Source organism: Mycobacterium sp. DL99 (assembly GCF_004762045.1).
Lineage (GTDB): Bacteria > Actinomycetota > Actinomycetes > Mycobacteriales > Mycobacteriaceae > Mycobacterium.
In genome coordinates, this window is sequence record NZ_SJOM01000007.1 from 543,694 (window position 1) to 561,776 (window position 18,083).

Annotated in this window: 14 protein-coding genes; 8 read left to right on the forward strand and 6 right to left on the reverse strand. The window is 64.3% G+C overall.

The genetic code is table 11. The annotated features are described in order from the left end of the window. Position 1 precedes the first annotated feature (1 nt). Positions 2-334: an HAD family hydrolase gene (locus EYZ64_RS02750; protein ID WP_135451753.1), complete on the reverse strand. Its 333-nt coding sequence runs from the start codon at positions 332-334 to the stop codon at positions 2-4. Between the two features lie 389 nt (positions 335-723). Here EYZ64_RS02750 and EYZ64_RS02755 point away from each other — a divergent pair, with 389 nt between their 5' ends. The 3 genes from EYZ64_RS02755 to EYZ64_RS02765 all read left to right on the forward strand — a co-directional run bounded on the left by EYZ64_RS02755 (position 724) and on the right by EYZ64_RS02765 (position 4,668). Beyond that, positions 724-1,458 carry a GntR family transcriptional regulator gene (locus EYZ64_RS02755; RefSeq protein WP_135451754.1) on the forward strand — a complete coding sequence of 245 codons (735 nt, stop codon included), beginning with the start codon at positions 724-726 and terminating at the stop codon, positions 1,456-1,458. A gap of 494 nt (positions 1,459-1,952) precedes the next feature. Beyond that, a complete protein-coding gene (locus tag EYZ64_RS02760; RefSeq protein ID WP_210115451.1) occupies positions 1,953-3,170 on the forward strand; it encodes a COG4705 family protein in 1,218 nt (405 codons plus the stop codon). 73 nt (positions 3,171-3,243) lie between these two features. Beyond that, on the forward strand, positions 3,244-4,668 hold the full coding sequence (locus EYZ64_RS02765) for an ATP-binding protein (protein ID WP_135451756.1): 1,425 nt from the start codon (positions 3,244-3,246) through the stop codon (positions 4,666-4,668). Here EYZ64_RS02765 and EYZ64_RS02770 read toward each other — a convergent pair. The 3 genes from EYZ64_RS02770 to EYZ64_RS02775 form a co-directional block, all read right to left on the reverse strand. Then, positions 4,629-5,306 carry a response regulator transcription factor gene (locus EYZ64_RS02770; protein WP_135451757.1) on the reverse strand — a complete coding sequence of 226 codons (678 nt, stop codon included), beginning with the start codon at positions 5,304-5,306 and terminating at the stop codon, positions 4,629-4,631. The two genes, EYZ64_RS02765 and EYZ64_RS02770, sit on opposite strands and share 40 nt — an antisense overlap. Positions 5,307-5,340: 34 nt before the next feature. Further along, positions 5,341-5,511, reverse strand: coding sequence for a hypothetical protein (locus EYZ64_RS31930; RefSeq protein ID WP_167857644.1), 171 nt, complete (start codon positions 5,509-5,511; stop codon positions 5,341-5,343). Positions 5,512-5,655: 144 nt separating this feature from the next. Then, entirely contained in the window at positions 5,656-6,147 is a 492-nt protein-coding gene (locus EYZ64_RS02775; protein ID WP_286174580.1) for a 2-thiouracil desulfurase family protein, read from the reverse strand. Positions 6,148-6,473: 326 nt separating this feature from the next. On the opposite strand from EYZ64_RS02775, the gene EYZ64_RS02780 reads away from it, so the two are divergent. Beyond that, positions 6,474-7,013 (forward strand): TetR/AcrR family transcriptional regulator, encoded by a 540-nt coding sequence (locus EYZ64_RS02780; protein WP_167857683.1) that lies wholly within the window; start codon positions 6,474-6,476, stop codon positions 7,011-7,013. On the opposite strand, the gene EYZ64_RS02785 is transcribed toward EYZ64_RS02780, so the two are convergent. Then, the gene (locus EYZ64_RS02785; RefSeq protein ID WP_210115453.1) at positions 7,010-7,966 is read right to left on the reverse strand and encodes a winged helix-turn-helix transcriptional regulator; all 957 of its coding nucleotides are present in this window, start codon (positions 7,964-7,966) and stop codon (positions 7,010-7,012) included. The genes EYZ64_RS02780 and EYZ64_RS02785 overlap by 4 nt on opposite strands. Before the next feature lie 226 nt (positions 7,967-8,192). Here EYZ64_RS02785 and EYZ64_RS02790 point away from each other — a divergent pair, with 226 nt between their 5' ends. Beyond that, positions 8,193-10,010, forward strand: a complete 1,818-nt coding sequence (locus EYZ64_RS02790) for a PE-PPE domain-containing protein (RefSeq protein WP_135451761.1) — start codon at positions 8,193-8,195, stop codon at positions 10,008-10,010. A gap of 176 nt (positions 10,011-10,186) precedes the next feature. Here EYZ64_RS02790 and EYZ64_RS32180 read toward each other — a convergent pair whose 3' ends face one another. Continuing rightward, positions 10,187-12,520, reverse strand: a complete 2,334-nt coding sequence (locus EYZ64_RS32180; protein WP_135451762.1) for a KIAA2012 family protein — start codon at positions 12,518-12,520, stop codon at positions 10,187-10,189. A gap of 1,102 nt (positions 12,521-13,622) precedes the next feature. On the opposite strand from EYZ64_RS32180, the gene EYZ64_RS02800 reads away from it, so the two are divergent. The 3 genes from EYZ64_RS02800 to EYZ64_RS02810 all read left to right on the forward strand — a co-directional run bounded on the left by EYZ64_RS02800 (position 13,623) and on the right by EYZ64_RS02810 (position 18,051). Beyond that, the gene (locus EYZ64_RS02800) at positions 13,623-15,107 is read left to right on the forward strand and encodes an amino acid permease (RefSeq protein ID WP_286174581.1); all 1,485 of its coding nucleotides are present in this window, start codon (positions 13,623-13,625) and stop codon (positions 15,105-15,107) included. Positions 15,108-15,310: 203 nt separating this feature from the next. Continuing rightward, positions 15,311-16,732 (forward strand): APC family permease, encoded by a 1,422-nt coding sequence (locus EYZ64_RS02805; protein ID WP_135451763.1) that lies wholly within the window; start codon positions 15,311-15,313, stop codon positions 16,730-16,732. Further along, entirely contained in the window at positions 16,729-18,051 is a 1,323-nt protein-coding gene (locus EYZ64_RS02810; protein WP_135451764.1) for an amidohydrolase family protein, read from the forward strand. Before EYZ64_RS02805 ends, EYZ64_RS02810 begins: the two co-directional genes overlap by 4 nt. The last annotated feature ends 32 nt before the right edge of the window (positions 18,052-18,083 follow it).

An 18,083-nucleotide genomic window follows, 5' to 3' on the forward strand; every position in this document is an offset into this window, starting at 1 on the left:
ATCATTTATGTGTACCGCCCCCGGGTTTCAATAGCGCGGTCAGCTCCTGCAACGAGTCCACGCGCAGATCAGCAAGTGACGCTTCATCTTTGAGGGCATGGAGATAGCCCCACGGACCGCGTCGAACGAACACCGTCCGCATCCCGGCCGCGCGTGCGGGCAGCACATCGTTATCGAGGCGATCGCCCACGTACAAGATGCTCTCGGCGGGAACGCCCGCTTCCGAGATCAGACGGACGAAAAACTCCGGATTCGGCTTGGCCACTCCCCACACCGCCGACGGAGCAACGAAGTCAGCCTCCAGGCCGCCCGCGCGCAGCACCAGCTCGATCACCGAGAGGCCCTATCGCCAGACGGGGTAGCGCAGCTATCGCACCACAACGGCCGCCATGGGTGCTCGCCGGAAGACGACAACGACCTATACCCGCAACCGGGATCCTCTGCGTTAGATCACTGGACTGAGTGAGCTGTTGGGCAACCGTACGGTTTCAGTTTTGCAGGTTTCAAATGGAGAAATCCGCTGCCAGATCATATGGAGCCCGCTGAACCGGCAGGTCAGGAAGTGCTATTGCCAGCGGAGTTCTAGAAAACGAGCGACTCGCTGTGGGTTGTCATTCTCGATGGGGATGAATGCTCCTCGCGTGCCGCCGGTCAGGCGCGGTTCAGCCCGTACCCAGGGCGGCGGTGTATATGTGGAATCTGATCTGTATACAAGGAGGGAAGATGGCATACCAGAACGCCGCCGGACGGGTGGCTGCACGGCTGCGGTCGGAGATTCTGCAGGGTGACATCTGCCCGGGCACGAGACTTTCCCAGCAGAGCATCGCCGAACAGTTCGGGGTAAGCCGCATTCCGGTGCGTGATGCGCTCCAAACCCTCGCTGGCGAGGGGCTCGTGCAGCCGTCGTCAAACGCGAGTGCGGTGGTGACCGGGCTGTCGGTCGCCGAACTGCAGGAGATCTACGAGTTGCGGGAGGCGATCGAGCCGCTTGCCACTCACCTCGCCGTCTCGAATGTCGGTCGCGCCGAGTTACTCACGATGCGCAAGCAGCTGAAGATCATGGAAGAGCACTCGGATACGCGGACGTGGCTGGCTGCCAATACCGAGTTTCACGCCGCGGTCTATCGACGTGCGGGCCGTCCGCGGATGATTGAGCTTGTCGAGCAGTTGAGACGTCTCGGTGATCGCTATATGTACGTCCACCTTGAGGTCCTGGGTAAGACCGAACACCTGACATCCGAACACCTGGAAATTCTCGCCGCAGTCGAGAAGGGTGACGCCGCCTTGGCCGCCCGGCTAACCCAGGAGCACCTGGCGACATCGCACCATTTCATCCTCAACTATCTGCTGGAGATTCAGGCCACGGCCGGTGACGAGGATGTGTTGATCGGTCTGCACGCCGGCCGTCATTCGGACACCGGACCCGAGCCGGCGACACCGCTTGGCGCAACACCGTGAAGGCCGTAGGCCGTCATGACCACCGGCGGTGAGAGTGGCCAACAGAGGCGCAACGATGCGTCCCGAGCCGACCGGATGGGAACGGCGTTCGATCGCACCCTCGTCAGCGAAGCCATGAAGCAGATGTCCCCGTCGCATCGTGCGGTGATTCGAGAGGCGTACTACAGGGGTCGGATGACCGGGCACATAGCCGCCGAGCGGAATGTCAGCGACGCGGTCGTGAAGGACGAGTTGCACACAGCCTTGTCTGCACTCCATTTGACGTTGTTGGCGATGGCTGAGCAACGCGGCGCCCCACAGCATGAGTAGTCAGCGCGTGATCGTGCCCGATCAGGCGGGTCGCCCATCACGTCCCGCTGAAGTCGACACCATCCCGCGAGTTCGATCCTCAACTCTTGACATTTTGCTCCTCAGCGAGCGTTCAGCTAGCGGTCGGTACGTTGCCGGTCGTGACGGAGACGACGAGAAATGGGACCGGCAGGGTCACCCGTGTAATGGTGAGTAAGGTCCCCGAAATCACCGTGTGGTTCTGGGTGATCAAGATTCTCTGCACCACCGTTGGCGAGAGCTTCGCCGACTGGATCAATATGTCGCTGGGCGTCGGATTGATCGCCACTGCGCTGATCTTCACGGTGGTGCTTGCCGCTGTCCTGATGTGGCAGCTGCGGCTCGAACGGTATGTGCCCTTTGTCTATTGGTTGACGGTCGTGGTTCTCAGCGTCACTGGCACGCTGTACACCGACATCCTCACCGACACCTTCGCAGTGCCACTCGCGGTGAGTACAAGTGTCTTCGCAGGCGCGCTCGCCATAGTCTTCGCGGTGTGGTTCGCGCGGGAACGGACCCTGTCGATCCACAGCATTGTCACCACGCCTCGCGAATTGTTCTATTGGCTCGCGGTCCTCGTTACCTTCGCGCTGGGCACGGCGGTCGGCGATTGGGTACTGCAGCTGACCGGCTGGGGACCTGGCATCTCGGTACTGTTGCCTGCCGCCTTGATCGGTGCCGTCGTCGTCGGTTGGCGGTGCGGTGCAAACAACGTGCTGTCCTTCTGGCTCGCCTACATTCTGACCCGGCCACTGGGCGCCAATTTGGGCGACTGGTTCGCCACTCCGGCAACCGAACACGGCCTCGGTCTGGGTACTGCGGTAACCAGCGTGGTTTTTCTGGCAGCAATCGCCGCGACCGTCCTGTATCTGACGCGCAGCAGGGTCGATGTCATCGCGGCGACTGCGCCGACAGGATCGAAGCCCCCGACCGTCACACGTCCGGCCCGTGAGCACGCGATGCTCGGCTACTTCGGGGTGGTGGCTGCGGTCACCGGGGCGCTTCTCGTCTGGGCGGCCGGGCAGCCGCACCAAACGGCCGCTGCCGACGAAGAGGAAGCGAACGTCTCCACGTCGGTCACGGTACTGTCGCCCGGACAGGCCACTGCGCATTTCCCGACGGCGGACATCGCAACATTTCGCACCATCGCTCAGGACACGCTGACGAAGCTGCAGGGTGGCGATCAGACCGGCGCGACCGTACGGATCAAGGACCTCGAAACCGCCTGGGACGAACGTCAAGGCGCGCTGCAGCCGATGGACGCTGACACCTGGACGGCACTGGACGGCCAGATCGACGGTGTTCTCACCGCTCTGCGAGCGGCCCAACCCGATCCCGCGACTGAGACGCATTCGCTTGACGCCCTACTGGCATCCTTGAGCTGAGCGCTCCGGCCTGGGCCGTTGCTGCCAGTCGGGCAACGACGGCGGGCAATCTACTCTGGCAATTGGTGAGGCTATGGATACAGGGTCGAAGGCGACTGATCGTCGGGCGCTGCTGGCGATGCTGAGCCGATGGCGCGGTTGGTTCGGTGGAATCGCAGTGCGGTCGGGGGCGGTGGCCGCGATCGTGGTGTTGGCCGGTCTGGTGGTCGTGGGGTCGGTCTCGGCGGTATTGCTCTACCGCTTGATGTGCGCCGATGTCGATAACGCCGCCGTCGCACGCGCGCAGTCGGTAGCCGATGTGCTGCGAAAAGAACCGCCTGATGAAGTGGAGTCGGTGCTGATGGACACCGATCACCGGATCGTGGCCGTGCAGATCGTCGACACTACCGGAACTGTGGTGCGCCGGTCGGATGCGGCGCCTAAGACACCGTTGATTCCCTTGCAGAGCAATGATTCCCGCGTCGGGATCTTGGCGACTGATGATGACGATGTGCGAGTCAGCACTGTCACGGCCACCTCCCGCGAAGGTGGCCCGTACACGGTGTTGGTGGGCGGGGGCATCGAGCCGATCGAATTGATGATGTCCACCGTCGTGCGGATGCTTGCGATCACCGCCCCGATCGTCGCTGCGGTCGCCGCGATCGTCACCTACCTGTTGGTGCGCCGGTCGCTGCGGTCGGTGGAGGCGATCCGGTCGCGGGTGTCCGAGATCAGTGCGTCCGATCTCGCTGAGCGGGTGCCGGTCTCGGGCAGATCGGATGAGATTTCGGCGTTGGCGGTGACGATGAATGAAATGCTGTCCCGCATCGAGGCCGGCAATGCCGCACAACGCAGATTTGTCGGGGACGCCTCCCACGAATTGCGCAGCCCCTTGGCCACGGTGGTGTCCGCCTTGGAGATCGGGGTCACCCATCCCGATGCCTTGGACAGAACCTTGCTCACCACAGCGCTGCTGCCCGAGGCGCGCCGGATGCAGTCGTTGGTCGAGAACCTGCTGCTGCTGGCCCGCGCCGACGAGCATGGGCTACCGCTACGCCGCGTCGAGGTTGACCTCGACGATCTGGCCGCCGCCGAGGTTGCGCGACTCAAACGCGAAACCACACTGCGGATTACGGCTCAGCTGTCGGCGGTGAAGGCCAGCGTCGATCCCGACGGCTTTGTGCGGGTGCTGCGCAACCTGGCCGACAATGCCGCACGCCACGCCGCCACCGAAGTGACGGTCGTAGTTCGTGCCGAAGGGGACAACGCGGTGGTGCAGGTGATCGATGATGGTCCGGGTATCCCGGTCAACCAGCGCGACAAGGTCTTTGAGCGATTCGTCCGATTGGATTCCGACCGGTCCCGCCGCGGCGGCGGCACCGGTCTGGGACTGGCGATCGTCGCCGAGATTGTGGCAGCGCACGATGGCAGCGTGATCATCAGTGACAGCGAGGCCGTCGGGGGAACGGTAGTGACGGTTCAGTTGCCGTTGGCGAAGTCGCCGGATTCCAGCCGGTAGCCGGCTCCACGCAGGGTGGTGATCGTGTCCGCGCCGATCTTGCGCCGCAGATAGCCGATATACACCTCCACCACGTTGTCGGGGCCGTCGTAGTGGCTGTCCCACACGTTGTGCAGGATATCGGTTTTGGTGAGCACAGTGTCCTTGTGGCGCAACAGATATGCCAGCAGAGCGAATTCTCGCGGGGTCAGCGACACCGGCTCGCCGGCCCGGTGCACGACACGGCGTGCTGGATCGAGTGAGATCTCCCCGGCGGTCAGCACCACCGGGCGTTGCGGGGCGCCCCGGCGGATCAGGGCTCGTAGGCGGGCGGTGAGCACGATGAACGAGAAGGGTTTGGTCAGATAGTCATCGGCGCCCAGGTCGAAGGCATCGGTCTGGTCGTAATCGCCGTCCTTGGCGGTCAGCATCAGCACGGGGGTCCAGGTGTGCTCCGCGCGCATCTTGCGCAGCACCTCGTAACCGTTGAGGCCGGGCAGCATGATGTCGAGCACAATCACGTCGAACTGCTCGTGGGTGGCCTGCCACAAGCCCTCGACACCGTCGGCGACGGCAACCACGACGAACCCTTCGGCGCGCAAGCCGGCGGTGATCGTTTCGGCCAGGCTTGGCTCGTCTTCGATCAACAGCACTCTCACCTGGTCAGCCTGTCACAGGTCACCGTGCCGCCCATCAGTTGCCGGGCAGCACTACCTCGACAGTGTCGGCGGGATTCTGGTGCTCGCCGACCGATGCCGCCGGTGCGTGTGGTGCCCGTTCTTGGGCCTCTGCGACCGTCACCGCCGCTGCTACCAGCATCAACGCACCGATGATCAGGTTTACCGCTTCTCGTCGGGCAGTCACGTCCATCAATACCTTTCACGGAGGTTTCGGCCGCTCATGTGGAGCGGCAATCGGTATACCTCAGGCTGGCAGTGGGTGGCTGTGAGAACGCTGAGCCTTGATGTGAAGCGTTTCCTGGCGAGGCTGTGATGCATCGGGTGATGATCAGGAATCGCAGTTGGAGCTGTTGAGCGGCGGCGGAACCACCGGGGTCTCGACGGTGCTGTCACCCGACCGTTCTTCAACGTGTATGCCGCGGCGGCGTAGTTCGGCCGCAACGACGCCATCGCCAGGGTGGAGGGCACCGGAATGCGTTCCGTCGTAGATCGATCCGCAACCGCATGACGGGCTGCGTGCTTGCAGGATGGCGCGACGCGCACCCTTTTCGATGGCGGTGTCGGCAACTGCCTTGGCCCCGGCGATGAAAGCGTCGGTGAGGTCGTCCCCGTGCACAGAGACCACTCGCGCACGCCCGTCGAGCACGTCATGGCCGTCGCCGCCGACGATCTCCGCTGCAGGCCGAGGTGTGGGAAGTCCGCCGAGCACTTCGGCGCAGAGCGGCAGCGCTTCGCCAGCGGAAACGGCATCGATTACGTCTTTGTCGGGCCGCGCTCGCCCGTCATATCGGCAAGGGATTCCACTCAGGCACGCGCTCACGATCGTCACCGACCGGTCTGACCCTTCATCGCTTTCCTGCACCGTAATTGACCTCCGCTTCCTCGCCGCCGGGTGCACCCTGCCACACGGCGTCGGTCGGTGTATTTGGGCCTACCCGATCGATGATCCCGCGGTTGTGAAGCCTTGGCGAGGAGTACCGGATCTCGGAGTTCGGATCCTGTGGCGAGTGCGGCTGGGATGGCTGCCGGCGATACCATCAATGCGTGAAGCGCCGAACTCCACAGCGTGAGCACGAACCGCTGCCGCGCGGGCTCCACAAACTCTCCCGCGACGAGGTGGTCACATCGCAACGCGGCCGCTTGCTCGTGGCTGCCACCGAGATTGCCGCCGAAAAGGGTTACGCTGCAACATCAGTTGCCGACATCCTGAAGCGGGCCAAAGTTTCCCGACTCACCTTCTATGAAATGTTCGACAACAAGGAGGCGTGCTTCATCGCTGCCTACGACCATGTCGCCACGGAAGTATCCCGCGGGGTCGGTGACGAGTTCAGCGCAGCGGGGGAACCCATGGAGCTCGTGGGCCGTGCGATCAAGTCCTATCTGCACGCGCTGGCGCGCGACCCCGAGTTGTCAAGGTTCTTTCTGATCGAATCGCATGCCGTGGGGCCGGTACTGACTGCGCGCCGGTTCGCCACCAATCGCGCGATCGCGGAGCTGATTGCCTCGAACTTCGGCGCATCGACAGAACGGCAGCGGGCGGTGTGCGAGGGATTTGTCGGAGCGATCGTGGCGCTCGTCTCCTCGCGCCTGATGACGGATGGACCGTCAGCCATTCTCGCCCTCTACGACCCGATCATGGATCTCGCGGGACCGATCTTGACGGTACTGCCCGAACTGGCCGGCTAGTTCGACGTCGGAAGGCCGAACACGGCGGCCATCCGGCTCAGCGCATCGCGGTCGCCGCTGAAAATTACCGAGCCCTCGGCCGCGGCACGCGGCGCCGGCTGCAGGCCAGCCCCCAGCGCCAGCAGCGAATACAGGTCAGTCGCCAGGATCACCGCAGCGTCCTCGGCAAGGCCCAGATGCATCTCGATAGCGCCGTCCGACACCCGCGCATGGAACGTCTGCTCGCCCACGCGGAACTCATAGGTCTCGTAAATACCTTGCGCAGCAACGCTATTGAAGGTCGACCTGACGGCACCCAGAATTCCGCAGTCGCCGCCCACTGCATCGAAGTTGGGCCCAAGGAGCGCGACCGCACGCTCGGCGGCCCGCATGTCACCGGTCAGCCGGGCCAGGTCGCGTGCCACTGCCTCTTCCACTACGGTCACCGACGCCCCCAGCGCCAGGAAAGTGCCGACATCGGATTCCATGCTGAAGGCAGGATCGTGGGCCGGCCCGTGGCCCGCGCGGGCGGTCCCGTCGTCAATTCGGATATGGAACACATCCTCGCCAATGCGGTACTCGTACGTCTCGCACAGATGCCGCGCCAGCGCCGGCCTAAAGGACGCTTCCAGGCATTGCAGCAACCAGGCCAGACGAAACCGGTTGCCGGGTTTGAGCCCTAACATGAGCATTCCCCAGCCATCGAGTTCATCGACGACGGGCCGCAAGGCCTGGCCCAGATCCGTCAGTTCATACACCGACGCGGCGGACGGCGCCGGAAGTCTGACCTGCCGGATTACCCCGCATTCCCGAAGGTTTCGGAGTCTGTCGGTGAGCATGCTCGGGGCGATGCCAGGCAGTGCCGACTGAAGATCGGTGAATCTGCGGGGACCGGCCAACAAATCCCGCACGATCAGGATCGTCCAACGCGACCCGATCACCTCCAGCGCACGGGCTGACGGCGCCGACTCCAACACGTGGCTGCGCTTCATTGCTGCCCCACTTCGTTTTTCAGTAGTGGATCGCGGTACTTGATTCGTTCGAACAACGTTGCGGCCCTGAATATCTCCCGTCCCGCAGGGCGAAAGCACCACTTCTTCCCGAACTATAGACAGCAGTGTTTATATTTGTGCAGACTTCGGCCAGAAATCGGGGAATCGAGCCCCCGGACGGTTCACACCGGCACTAGAAGGGTCGAACATGCGCACAATCCGCGGGCTTCTCATTGCCCTTGTCGCCGTGCTGGGGACTGTTGTCCTCACAGTGGCATCGGCCGCAACGACGCTGATCCAGCTGACCGCGACCACCGCGCTGATCATGGGTGGTACCGGGATGAAAACTCCCAGCCAGTCGTTCAGCAACGCCGTGAATGACGCCTATCTGCATCTGCCCGACCCGGACTTCAAGTGGGTGCAGACACCTGAGCACTTTTGGCCGGCAACGGGTCCAAACGACATGACGTTTGGTGAGTCGGTGGCTCTGGGCGTGCTCAGCCTGGACAACGACATCCGGACCACACCGGGGAAGAAGGTGGTGGTCGGCTACTCCCAGAGCGGGACCATTGCTACCCGCGAGAAGCGGCATCTTGACTATCTACGTTCACAGGGCGCCACCGGTCTGCCGTCGCCGGACGATCTGTCATTTCTGTTGCTCGCCAATCCGAACCGGCCCAACGGCGGAATTCTGGCGCGGTTCCCGGGTCTGTACGTCCCCATCCTCGACGTCATGTTCGACGGCGCGACCCCCGACGACGAATACAAGACGATCGACGTGGCCCGAGAGTACGACCTGATTGCTGACTTCCCCGAATACCCGCTGAACCTGCTGGCCGACATCAACGCCTTCATGGGGTACTTCCAGCTGCATCCCTACTACGGGCCGGACCAGGTCAATCTCGACGATCCGAGCACCTACGAGTCGTACACCCAAGGGAATACGACCTACTACCGGGTGCGCACCCAGAACCTCCCGATCTTGCAGCCTCTGCGCGATCTTGGCGTTCACCCTGCACTGATCCATCTGATCGAGCCGGTGCTGCGCACCTTGATCGAACTCGGTTACGACCGCACGCCCGAGAACATGGGCGTGCCTACCAGCGCCAAACTGTTTCGCCACATCGACCTCAAGAAACTCGCGGCCGACCTCGATACCGCGATCCAGAAGGGCGTCAACGACGCGCTCAACGATTTGGGCATCAAGCGACCGCAGGAGCCCGAGAAGTCCGCACCGGCCGAACCCAAGACGAGCGAACCCAACACGAGCGAGCTGAAAACCGGCGAGCCCAAGACGAGCGAACTGAAGACCGCCGAGTTCAAAGCCGCGAAGGAACCCAAGTCCGTAGCCGAGCCGAGCACCACTACGGCCGATGCCCCCTCGGTCAAGGCCGAGACGACGCCGAAACCGGAAAAGCCCCTCCTGCAGCCGGTCCCGGCGGATGTGCTGCCGGGCACGGACGCGGAACTGGAAGCAACCGCAACGGCGACGGCGGTGTCTGTCACGGCCCCCTCGGCATCCGCCGCCCCCAAGGATGAGCCATCCACGGCAGCGTCAGTGCGTACCGACGCGGGCACCGCTGGAGGCAACGTCGATGCCGCGCCCACCAAGCCGGCGTCAGCCAAGCTGGACGGCGCCGAGGACGCCAAGAAGGACGACAGCGCCAAGCCGGACGCCACCACCAAGCCCCGCATTGCCAAGTCCGACAGCGCAACCAAGCCGGACGGCGCCAAGCCCGGCAGCACCGTCAAGGACGACAAAACTGACGAGAAGGGCCGCAGTACAACCAGCACCAAGACCGACGACACAACCAAATCGGACGTCACCGCCAAACCTGCCACGACCGTCAAGCGCGACCAAACCGGTCAGAAGGACCACAGCGCAACCGGTACTAGATCGGGAGGCGCCAGCGAGCCTGGCAGCAGCGTCGGACAGGACAAATCCACCAAGTCCGACAGTCCTAGCCAAAAGAGCGGCGGCACTAACACCAGCAAGCCGGACAAGACCGGGCACGAAGCGGCCTAGCGGGCAGGCCTGTGTGGCTCTCCGTTGATGTGTACGGTCGGACCACATTCGTTCGTGCCGTGCAGATTTCGTCCGAAGCACGGAATGGCCCCGTCTCCTGTGGCTGCGTTGGGGCGCCACTGGAAACGGGGCCGGTACCGGGTGCGTTAGGGGGAGTTACCCGGTACGTCTATCTCCTATTCGGAGCTACCGCTATTGGAGCCGCCGTTGCCGGAGCCGTTGTGCTGCTGGCGTTGCGTCTTCCTTTCCTGCTTGTCGGCCTGCCGCTGCTGTTTGCGCTCGGCAGCCTGGGCCTTGCGCTCGGTGGTGCGCTCGGCCCGGGTGGATTGCTGGTTATCCGCCCGGTCGGCCTTCTGTTCCTGGCGGGTCGTCTTGCGGTCCTGGCTCTGCTGGTTGCGGAGTTGCTTGCGCTCAGCCCGCTTCGTGGGTGCAGGCGTGTCGTTGTCGCCGCCCGTAGCACCCCCGGCCTCGGTGCCGCTATCGGTCGAACCACTGCCACTGCCACTGCCACTGCCACTGCCACTGCCACTGCCACTGCCACTGCCACTGCCACTGCCACTGCCGGTGTCCGACCCGGTGGCTTGGCCGGCACCGCCGCTCTCGGTTTCCTTGACTTCCTTGACGGTGTCATCTTTCACCGTGACCGTTGTGGTCTCGGTGCCCCCATCGGTGACCTTGACGGCCCCTTCGTTCACGACCTTGACGGCGCCATCCACATCCTTGACAGTCACCTCCTTGACGGCTCCGGTGCTCTCCACCGCGACTTCGGTGGCTACCTGCTTGACATCGACGACATCGTCCTTGGCGACCTCAGCCTTCGGCACCGAAACATTCACCAACGTCTTGGCCTGCGGAAGTGATGCCGGCCCAACCGATTCTGGTGCTTTCGGTTGGGGGACCTGGAAGCCGATGGCGGTCAGGAATCCGGCGGTGAGTGCGGTGGCGGCGGTTTGTCCGGTCAGGGCCAGGGAGGCGGCGATGTCCGAGAATGCCACGGCGCCAATGTCGGCGACGTCGGCGAGCCCGGCCAGGCTGGCATTGAACGCCGCCAGACCACCCAGCGTGAGGTTGCCCACCGCGTCGCGGATGCTGCCCGGGCCGACCAAGGCTGCGGCTGTCGCAGTGGCTTGCGACACCGGCGGTTGGAAGCCGATCGCGTTCAGGAACCCGGCAGTCAGTGCGGTGGCGGCGGTCTGTCCGGTCAGGGCCAGGGAGGCGGCGATGTCCGAGAATGCCACGGCGCCAATGTCGGCCACGTCGGCCAGCCCGGCCAGGCCGGCGTTGAACGCCGCCAGACCACCCAGCGTCAGGTTGCCGACGGCGTCGCGGATGCCGCTCGGGCTGACCATCGCTGCGGCCGCCAGTCGGCTGGTCTGCTCTTCGGTCGGGACCTGGAAGCCGATGGCGGCCAGGAACCCGGCAGTCAGCGCGGTGGCGGCGGTCTGTCCGGTCAGGGCCAGGGAGGCGGCGATGTCCGAGAATGCCACGGCGCCAATGTCGGCCACGTCGGCCAGCCCGCCAAGGCCCGCGTTGAAGGCGCCGAGGAAACCCAGCGTCAGGTTGCCGACGGCATCACGGATACCGCCGGGGCTGACCATTGCCGCTGCGGCCGTTGTCGCCGAGTGCGGGAGCTGGAAGCCGATGGCGGCCAGGAACCCATTCGTCAGCGCGGTCGCGGCCGTCTGCCCGGTGACGGCCAGGGACGTCACGGCGTCCGAGAACGCCACGGCGCCAATGTCGGCCACATCGGCCAGCCCGCCCAGGGTGGCGTTGACCGCCGTCAGGAAGCCCATGGTCAGGTTGCCCACGGCGTCGCGGAGATCGTTGGTGCTGACCATGGTTCTCGCCGCCGCTGCGGTGGCCGCACCTCCCTCGGCCGGCATCTCGAAACCGATGGCGGCGAGGAACCCTGCGGTCAGCGCAGTCGCGACGGTCTGTCCGGTCAGCGCCAGGGAGGCGGCGATGTCCGAGAACGCCACCGCGCCGATGTCGGCCACATCGGCCAGCCCACCGAGGCCGGCGTTGACCGCCGTCAGGAAGCCGAGTGTCAGGTTCCCGATGGCGTCGCGGATGTCCGCCGTGCTGACCAGTGTGGTCGCCGCTGCCGAGGCATTCTGACCGGCTGGGATCTCGAAACCGATCGCGGCGAGGAATCCCGCCACCAACGCGGTGTTCATCGTCTGTCCCGTCAGGGCCATCGATGACGCAATGTCCGAGAACGCCGTCGCGCCGATGCCGGCGACGTCAGCCGCGCCGGCCAAGCCGATGTTGAATGCCCCGAGCCCACCAAGGGTGAGGTTTCCGATCGCGTCACGGATGGCGGCCGCGCTCGGCAGCCCCAGCAGCGCCGAGCTCAGCGCCGTCGGCGTGTAATCGGAAAACACCGCCGACAGGTCGTCTGCCCGGACTGTGATGTCCGGCGGCGTGGGGGCGATCGGACTAGCAATCAATGCTGTCGCTCCGACCGCCGCGATTCCGGCGGTGAGATATGACCGTGCAGCAACTTCCATGGCTTCCCCTTGGGTGGTGTGGATCTTGGACGAGCAAACCGTACCTGAGAGCCAGATAAGTAGCCGACCAATTCTTTGAATTTGGTTTTCTCGGCTTTCTTCGCCTTTGCTGCGTATTTGCCCACCATCTGTAGCGGCAGATGTGCAATCGGGGCGTATCGCCATCTTTCGGCAAACAATTGTTGGAACTTTGCCGGCGGTTGGCACTGGCTCCGTGAGCCGGTGTCGCGGCCAGGAACTCGGAATAGCTGAATCTGGGGCTTCGTGCGGATGCGCGACGAAATATGTGCCAGGGCGGCAGGCGTGAGAATTTGCATGAATTGCACGTGGCGCCTCTCTGTCGGGCGTTGCCGTCAGCGTGTCGGGTGCGACGTCGACGATTCAGCAATCCGCGTGCGAACATCCGGTTGGGGCGTGGAGGCTTAACTGAATCTGCAGGTAGAGCTGATTTTGTCGGTCGGGTATCGCCGTGTGTTTCGGGGAGGTACCGGAGTGTCGTCGTCGTGTCGGACCGCGTGTTGCTCCGGTCGGCCCGGCTTCGAGGTCGGTTGCGGGACCGGGGACCGCCACCTGGCCGGGTTGCGGGTCTGCTTGTTGCCGCCGTTCTGGGCGGGTGCGGAGTCGGCTGGTTGGTTTCGGGCGGCTGGTTCGCCAGTCGCGGTCGGGCACTGTCGCTGTGCCGACTCCGTTAATGATTATTTGAGGGTGGCCTGGCCACTCATGCGCCGGCTACGGGGTGCCTCTATTGTGTTGCTAAAGGGATCGTTCGCCCTTGCTAAAGGGTTCGATGCGCATCATTCGGCCCCATCATGACTCTCGGATCAGGGATGCACTCCAGTTGTCAGCAAAGGTTGTATAGGTAGTCTCCGCTAATCTGCTCCGTGCGGCTGATCGAGCGCCTAAACCGTTCGTTTCGCAAACTATCTAGGTCGCCTGAATGTGGCCTCCGGCTGCGGCAGCCCTACCAAGGCGTCTGGCCACCATCTCGGCGGGATGTTAGACATTCGCACAAAATTGCGGATTCAGGATGTGCCTCAATGCGGCTTTTGGGGAGTCTTGGCGCTCGTCAAGATTGGGCCACTTCAGCCTCAAGGAGGAAATAGTGGTACTTGGCAGCCCGGAGCGTATTGCCGACAGTGCGGGCACCCCGACCGGCACGAACGGTCACGATGTCCTCAACCGTGGCTTCAGCTTCCGGGCTGCGCTGTCACTGGCGTTCGCCGACATCTCGCCGATCGTGGCCCTGTACGCGATCTTCGCGCTCGGCCTGTTCGCCGCCGGCCCCCGATTCTTCTGGGCCTTCCCGATCGTGCTGTGCGGCCAGTTGCTCGTCGCGCTGGTGTTCGGTGAGTTGGCGTCACGGTTCCCCTACGCGGGCAGTGTCTACCAGTGGGCACGTCACGCCAAAGGTACGACCTGGGGCTGGACGGCAGCGTGGGCCTACATCTGGGGTCTGACCCTGACACTCTCCACAATGGCCTACGCCGCAGCGGGGTTCATTCTCGAGGTGTTCGGTGTCAGCTCGCCCGACCGGTGGGTGCTCAGCGCGGTGGCGATCGGCGTCATCAGCTTCACGACGGCGGCCAACATGATCGGCCGGCAGGTCCTCAAGGTCATGATCGTCGCGAGCATCGTCTGCGAGATCGTCGGCTCTGTCGTGCTGGGCACCGTGCTGTTGCTCTTCCACCGCGTCAACCCGGTCTCGGTTCTCTTCGAGGGCCTCCCGGGAGATCACGGCAGCATGCTGAGCACGATGCTCGTCGCGGTCGCCTTCGTGGGATGGGCGTTCCTGGGCTTCGAGTCCGCGGGTTCGATCGCCGAGGAGGTGGAGAATCCGGAGCGCAATGTCCCGAAGGCGATTGTCTTCGCGCTGCTGCTGGTCGGCGTCATCGTGATGTACTCCGCGGTCGCGGTCATCCTCGCGATCCCGGACATGTCGGCGGTGCTCACCGAGCAGAGCGGTGACCCGGTGTCGGCGACGCTGACGGCGCAGCTCGGTTCCTCGATCGCCAAGCCGCTGCTGCTGATGTTCGTCATCGGCTTCATGTCCGCCTGTCTGGCGGTCCAGTCGGCGGTCTCCCGGGCCGTCTACGGGATGGCCCGCGACCGCGCCCTCCCGGGGGCCGCGGTGCTGTCGAAGCTCGCCGGCCCCGAGCGGATGCCGATCTTTGCGATCGGCCTGACGGCGGTGGTCGCCGGCACCTTCCTGCTGTTCGCCGGCTCGGATCTGTACAACGTCCTGGTCAACTTCTCCGTGATGGGCCCCTACATCGCCTTCGCCGTGCCCGTCTTCGCCGCCGCCCTGACCCGGCTCGCCGGGCGCTGGGTTCCCGGCGTCTTCACCCTGGGACGCTGGGGTGCCCCGGTGACCTACGCGGCGGCGGCATGGCTGGCCTTCGAGGTCGTCAACGTGCTGTGGCCGCGCACGCAGCCCGGGCAGCCGTGGTTCGTCAACTGGAGCATGGTCATCTCACTGGTGAGCCTCGGCATCCTGGGGGCCGCCGTGTATGCGAAGTGCCGGGACCGGATCACCGTGCCGGTCGGTGAACGGGTCGGTGCCGAAGCAGCTGAGAATCGGGAGCCGTAAACCGGACTGGGTAACTGGTTGACGACGCCCTGGCGGGCCTACCGCCGGGGCGTCGTTGGCATGTCGAAGGCGACGCGCCCGCGACGGGCAGCGAGCGCAATCGTCATGTCGATCCAGCGTCGTAGCCATGTCCCGACGGTAGGGAAGTCCCATAGATTTCCAGCCTGAACTCGGGGAAACGGGTACGCCGACGCGGAGGTGACATGGCGATCGAAGACCAGCAGGGGCACGACGTAACGCTCAAGCGAGTGCTCACTCTGCGGTATCTGGTGGTCTTCGGACTGGCCTATCTGGCGCCCACGGTGGTCTTCAACTACTACGGCATCATCACCAGCCTGACCGGCGGAATGATGGCGCTGGCATACGTAATCACCACTGTCGTCATGTGTTTCACCGCCTACAGCTACGCCAACATGGTCAAGGCGTTCCCGGTGGCCGGTTCGGCGTATACCTACGTGCAGAAAGCAGTCAACCCGTGGCTCGGGTTCTTCACCGGCTGGGTGATGCTGGTGGATTATCTGCTGCTGCCGATGATCTGCTACCTGCTCGTCGGCATCTACCTGAACGAGTTCGTGCCCGCCGTGCCGGTCGCGGTCTGGGTTGTCGCAGCCGCCACCCTCGGAGCGTGGACGAACATCGTCGGGGTCAAGGCCACCGGGCGGATCAACACCGTGATCATCGCCGCCCAGGTGCTGTTCTCGGTGGCGCTGATCGGCCTGATCGGTTTCTATGTGGCGCGCGGCGGCGGCAGCGGGACGCTGTTCTCGTCCACCGCGCTGTTCAACCCGCAGACCTTCGACTCGGGCAATGTGCTGCTGGCGGCATCCATTCTCGCGGTGTCGTTCCTCGGATTCGATGCCGTGTCCACCATGGCGGAAGAGACCGTCGAGCCGGCCAAGACGGTGCCTAGAGCCATCATGATCGTCCCGATCGCCGCGGGCATCGGGTTCGCCATCATCTCGTACTTCACCCAGATCGCCTGGCCGAGCGCCAACACCGAGATCTCGAACCCGGACGCCGGGATCTTCGAACTCCTGACCAGGGTCGGCGGAAACGCGTTGTCCACCGTCTTCCTGGTGACCGACAACCTCGCCAGCCTCATCTGCGCCATGGCCGGGTTGGCTGCCGCGTCGCGCATCCTCTACGGGATGGGCCGTGACGGCGCGCTGCCGAGGCGTTTCTTCGGTTCGCTCAACCCACGCTTCCGCACGCCCGTCAACAACATCGTGCTGACCTCGCTGATCGCGCTGAGTGCCGTGTTCTACGCAGACAATCTCACTGGCGCAGCATCTTTGATGAGCTTCGGTGCCCTTACCGGATTCGTCCTCGTCAACTACTCGGTGATCAATCACTACTTCGTCCGCAATCGGCGGCGGCATGGTGCGGACCTGCTGCGCTTCCTGATCCTGCCGGGCATCGGTGTCGTCGTGAGCCTGCTGCTCTGGCTCAATGTCGACTCCTCGGCCAAGCTGCTCGGGTTGAGCTGGCTGGCCCTGGGAATCGTATATATCGCCTTCACCACCAAGGGGTTTCGGAATCCTCCGGTCACGCTCCGTCTGGAGGACGCCACCGGTGAAGACCCCGAAGACAACCGCACATCACTACCGGAGGCCATTACATCGTGAATGTCGAGAACAACTTTGCTCTGCTGTCCGTGACCGTCGTCGACGGACGCGGCGGAGATCCCGTTCCGGATCAGGCCGTGGTCGTCCGGGACAGACGTATCCACTCGATCGTCCCGATGACGGAGTATCGGCGCTGCGACGAGATCACCGAACTGGACCTCGACGGCCACTACGTCATGCCGGGCTTGATCGATGCCCACGTCCACCTGTCCGGGGGCCGCGCGCAGATCGACGATCAAGAACTCGGGGTGATCGCCGAGCCGAAGTTGATGCGGGCGGTGCGCTCGGTTTACGAGGCGCAGCAGCTGCTCAAGCGCGGATTCACCACCGTCCGCGACATCTCCTGGAACGGGCTGTACCTCAAGAGGTTGTTCTTCGAGCAGCAGATCCCGGGCCCCAAGGTCATCGCCTGCGGGCCGGGTCTGACCCGCACCGGCGGCCACGCCGACCTGTTTCAGTTCACCCCCGAGTACGTGCGGGAGAACGGTGTGTGGGGCCTGGTCGCCGACGGCCACGACGAGATAGTCAAGGCCGTGCGCTTCCTGCTCCGCGAAGGCGCCGACGCGATCAAGATCTGGGCGAGCGGTGGGGACAACTGGCCGCACGACCGCAACGCCGACGTGCACTACTCCCTGGATGAGATGCGGGCAGCCGTTGAGGAGGCACACCGCCAGAAGGGCACGATCGTGCTGTGCCACGCCGAGAACCGCGAGGCGATCCAGATGGCGGTCGACGCCGGCTGCGACACCATCGAGCACGGCGAGGACATCGATGAAAAACTCGCCCGCCAGATGGCCAGGCAGGGCACGATTCTGGTGCCCACGCTGCAGTTGATCGTGAACTGGTATCGCGACTTCATCCCGGTCGGCGAGGCCGCCGAGCCCAAGGTTCGCCCCGACGCGTTTCTCTACCGCGACCACTACCACCACCACGACGAGGAGTTCGGCGAGGAGTACAGCAAGCGCGCGGTCGAGAGTTTCCAGACCGCCAAGGCCGCCGGAGTCAAGATCGCGCTGGGTTCCGACACCGTCTACGAGCCTCTGACCAAGTACGGCGAATACAGCGCGCTCGAATTCCGTGCCCTGGTCCAACACGGGCTGACGACCAGCGAGGCCATCACCGCGGCAACGCAGACCGGGTCGGAGGCCGTTGGAATGTCGCACGTGCTCGGCACCGTCGAGCCGGGCAAGCTCGCGGATCTGCTGGTGCTGCGGCGCGACCCGACTGAGGACCCCATGGTCATCTACGACGCCTCGAACATCTACCTGACCTTCTGTGACGGCAAGCTGACGGTGGAAAACGGTCAGTTCGTTTGGTAGCGGTTTGTCCGGGCGTTACGCTGGGCGCTCCG

Excerpts from the sequence above, each read along its gene's own strand:
- EYZ64_RS02760 (WP_210115451.1), top strand. The coding sequence starts at position 1,953 with ATGGTGAGTAAGGTCCCCGAAATCACCGTGTGGTTCTGGGTGATCAAG.
- EYZ64_RS32180 (WP_135451762.1), bottom strand. The coding sequence starts at position 12,520 with ATGGAAGTTGCTGCACGGTCATATCTCACCGCCGGAATCGCGGCGGTC.
- EYZ64_RS02755 (WP_135451754.1), top strand. The coding sequence starts at position 724 with ATGGCATACCAGAACGCCGCCGGACGGGTGGCTGCACGGCTGCGGTCG.
- EYZ64_RS02805 (WP_135451763.1), top strand. The coding sequence starts at position 15,311 with ATGGCGATCGAAGACCAGCAGGGGCACGACGTAACGCTCAAGCGAGTG.
- EYZ64_RS02765 (WP_135451756.1), top strand. The coding sequence starts at position 3,244 with ATGGATACAGGGTCGAAGGCGACTGATCGTCGGGCGCTGCTGGCGATG.
- EYZ64_RS02790 (WP_135451761.1), top strand. The coding sequence starts at position 8,193 with ATGCGCACAATCCGCGGGCTTCTCATTGCCCTTGTCGCCGTGCTGGGG.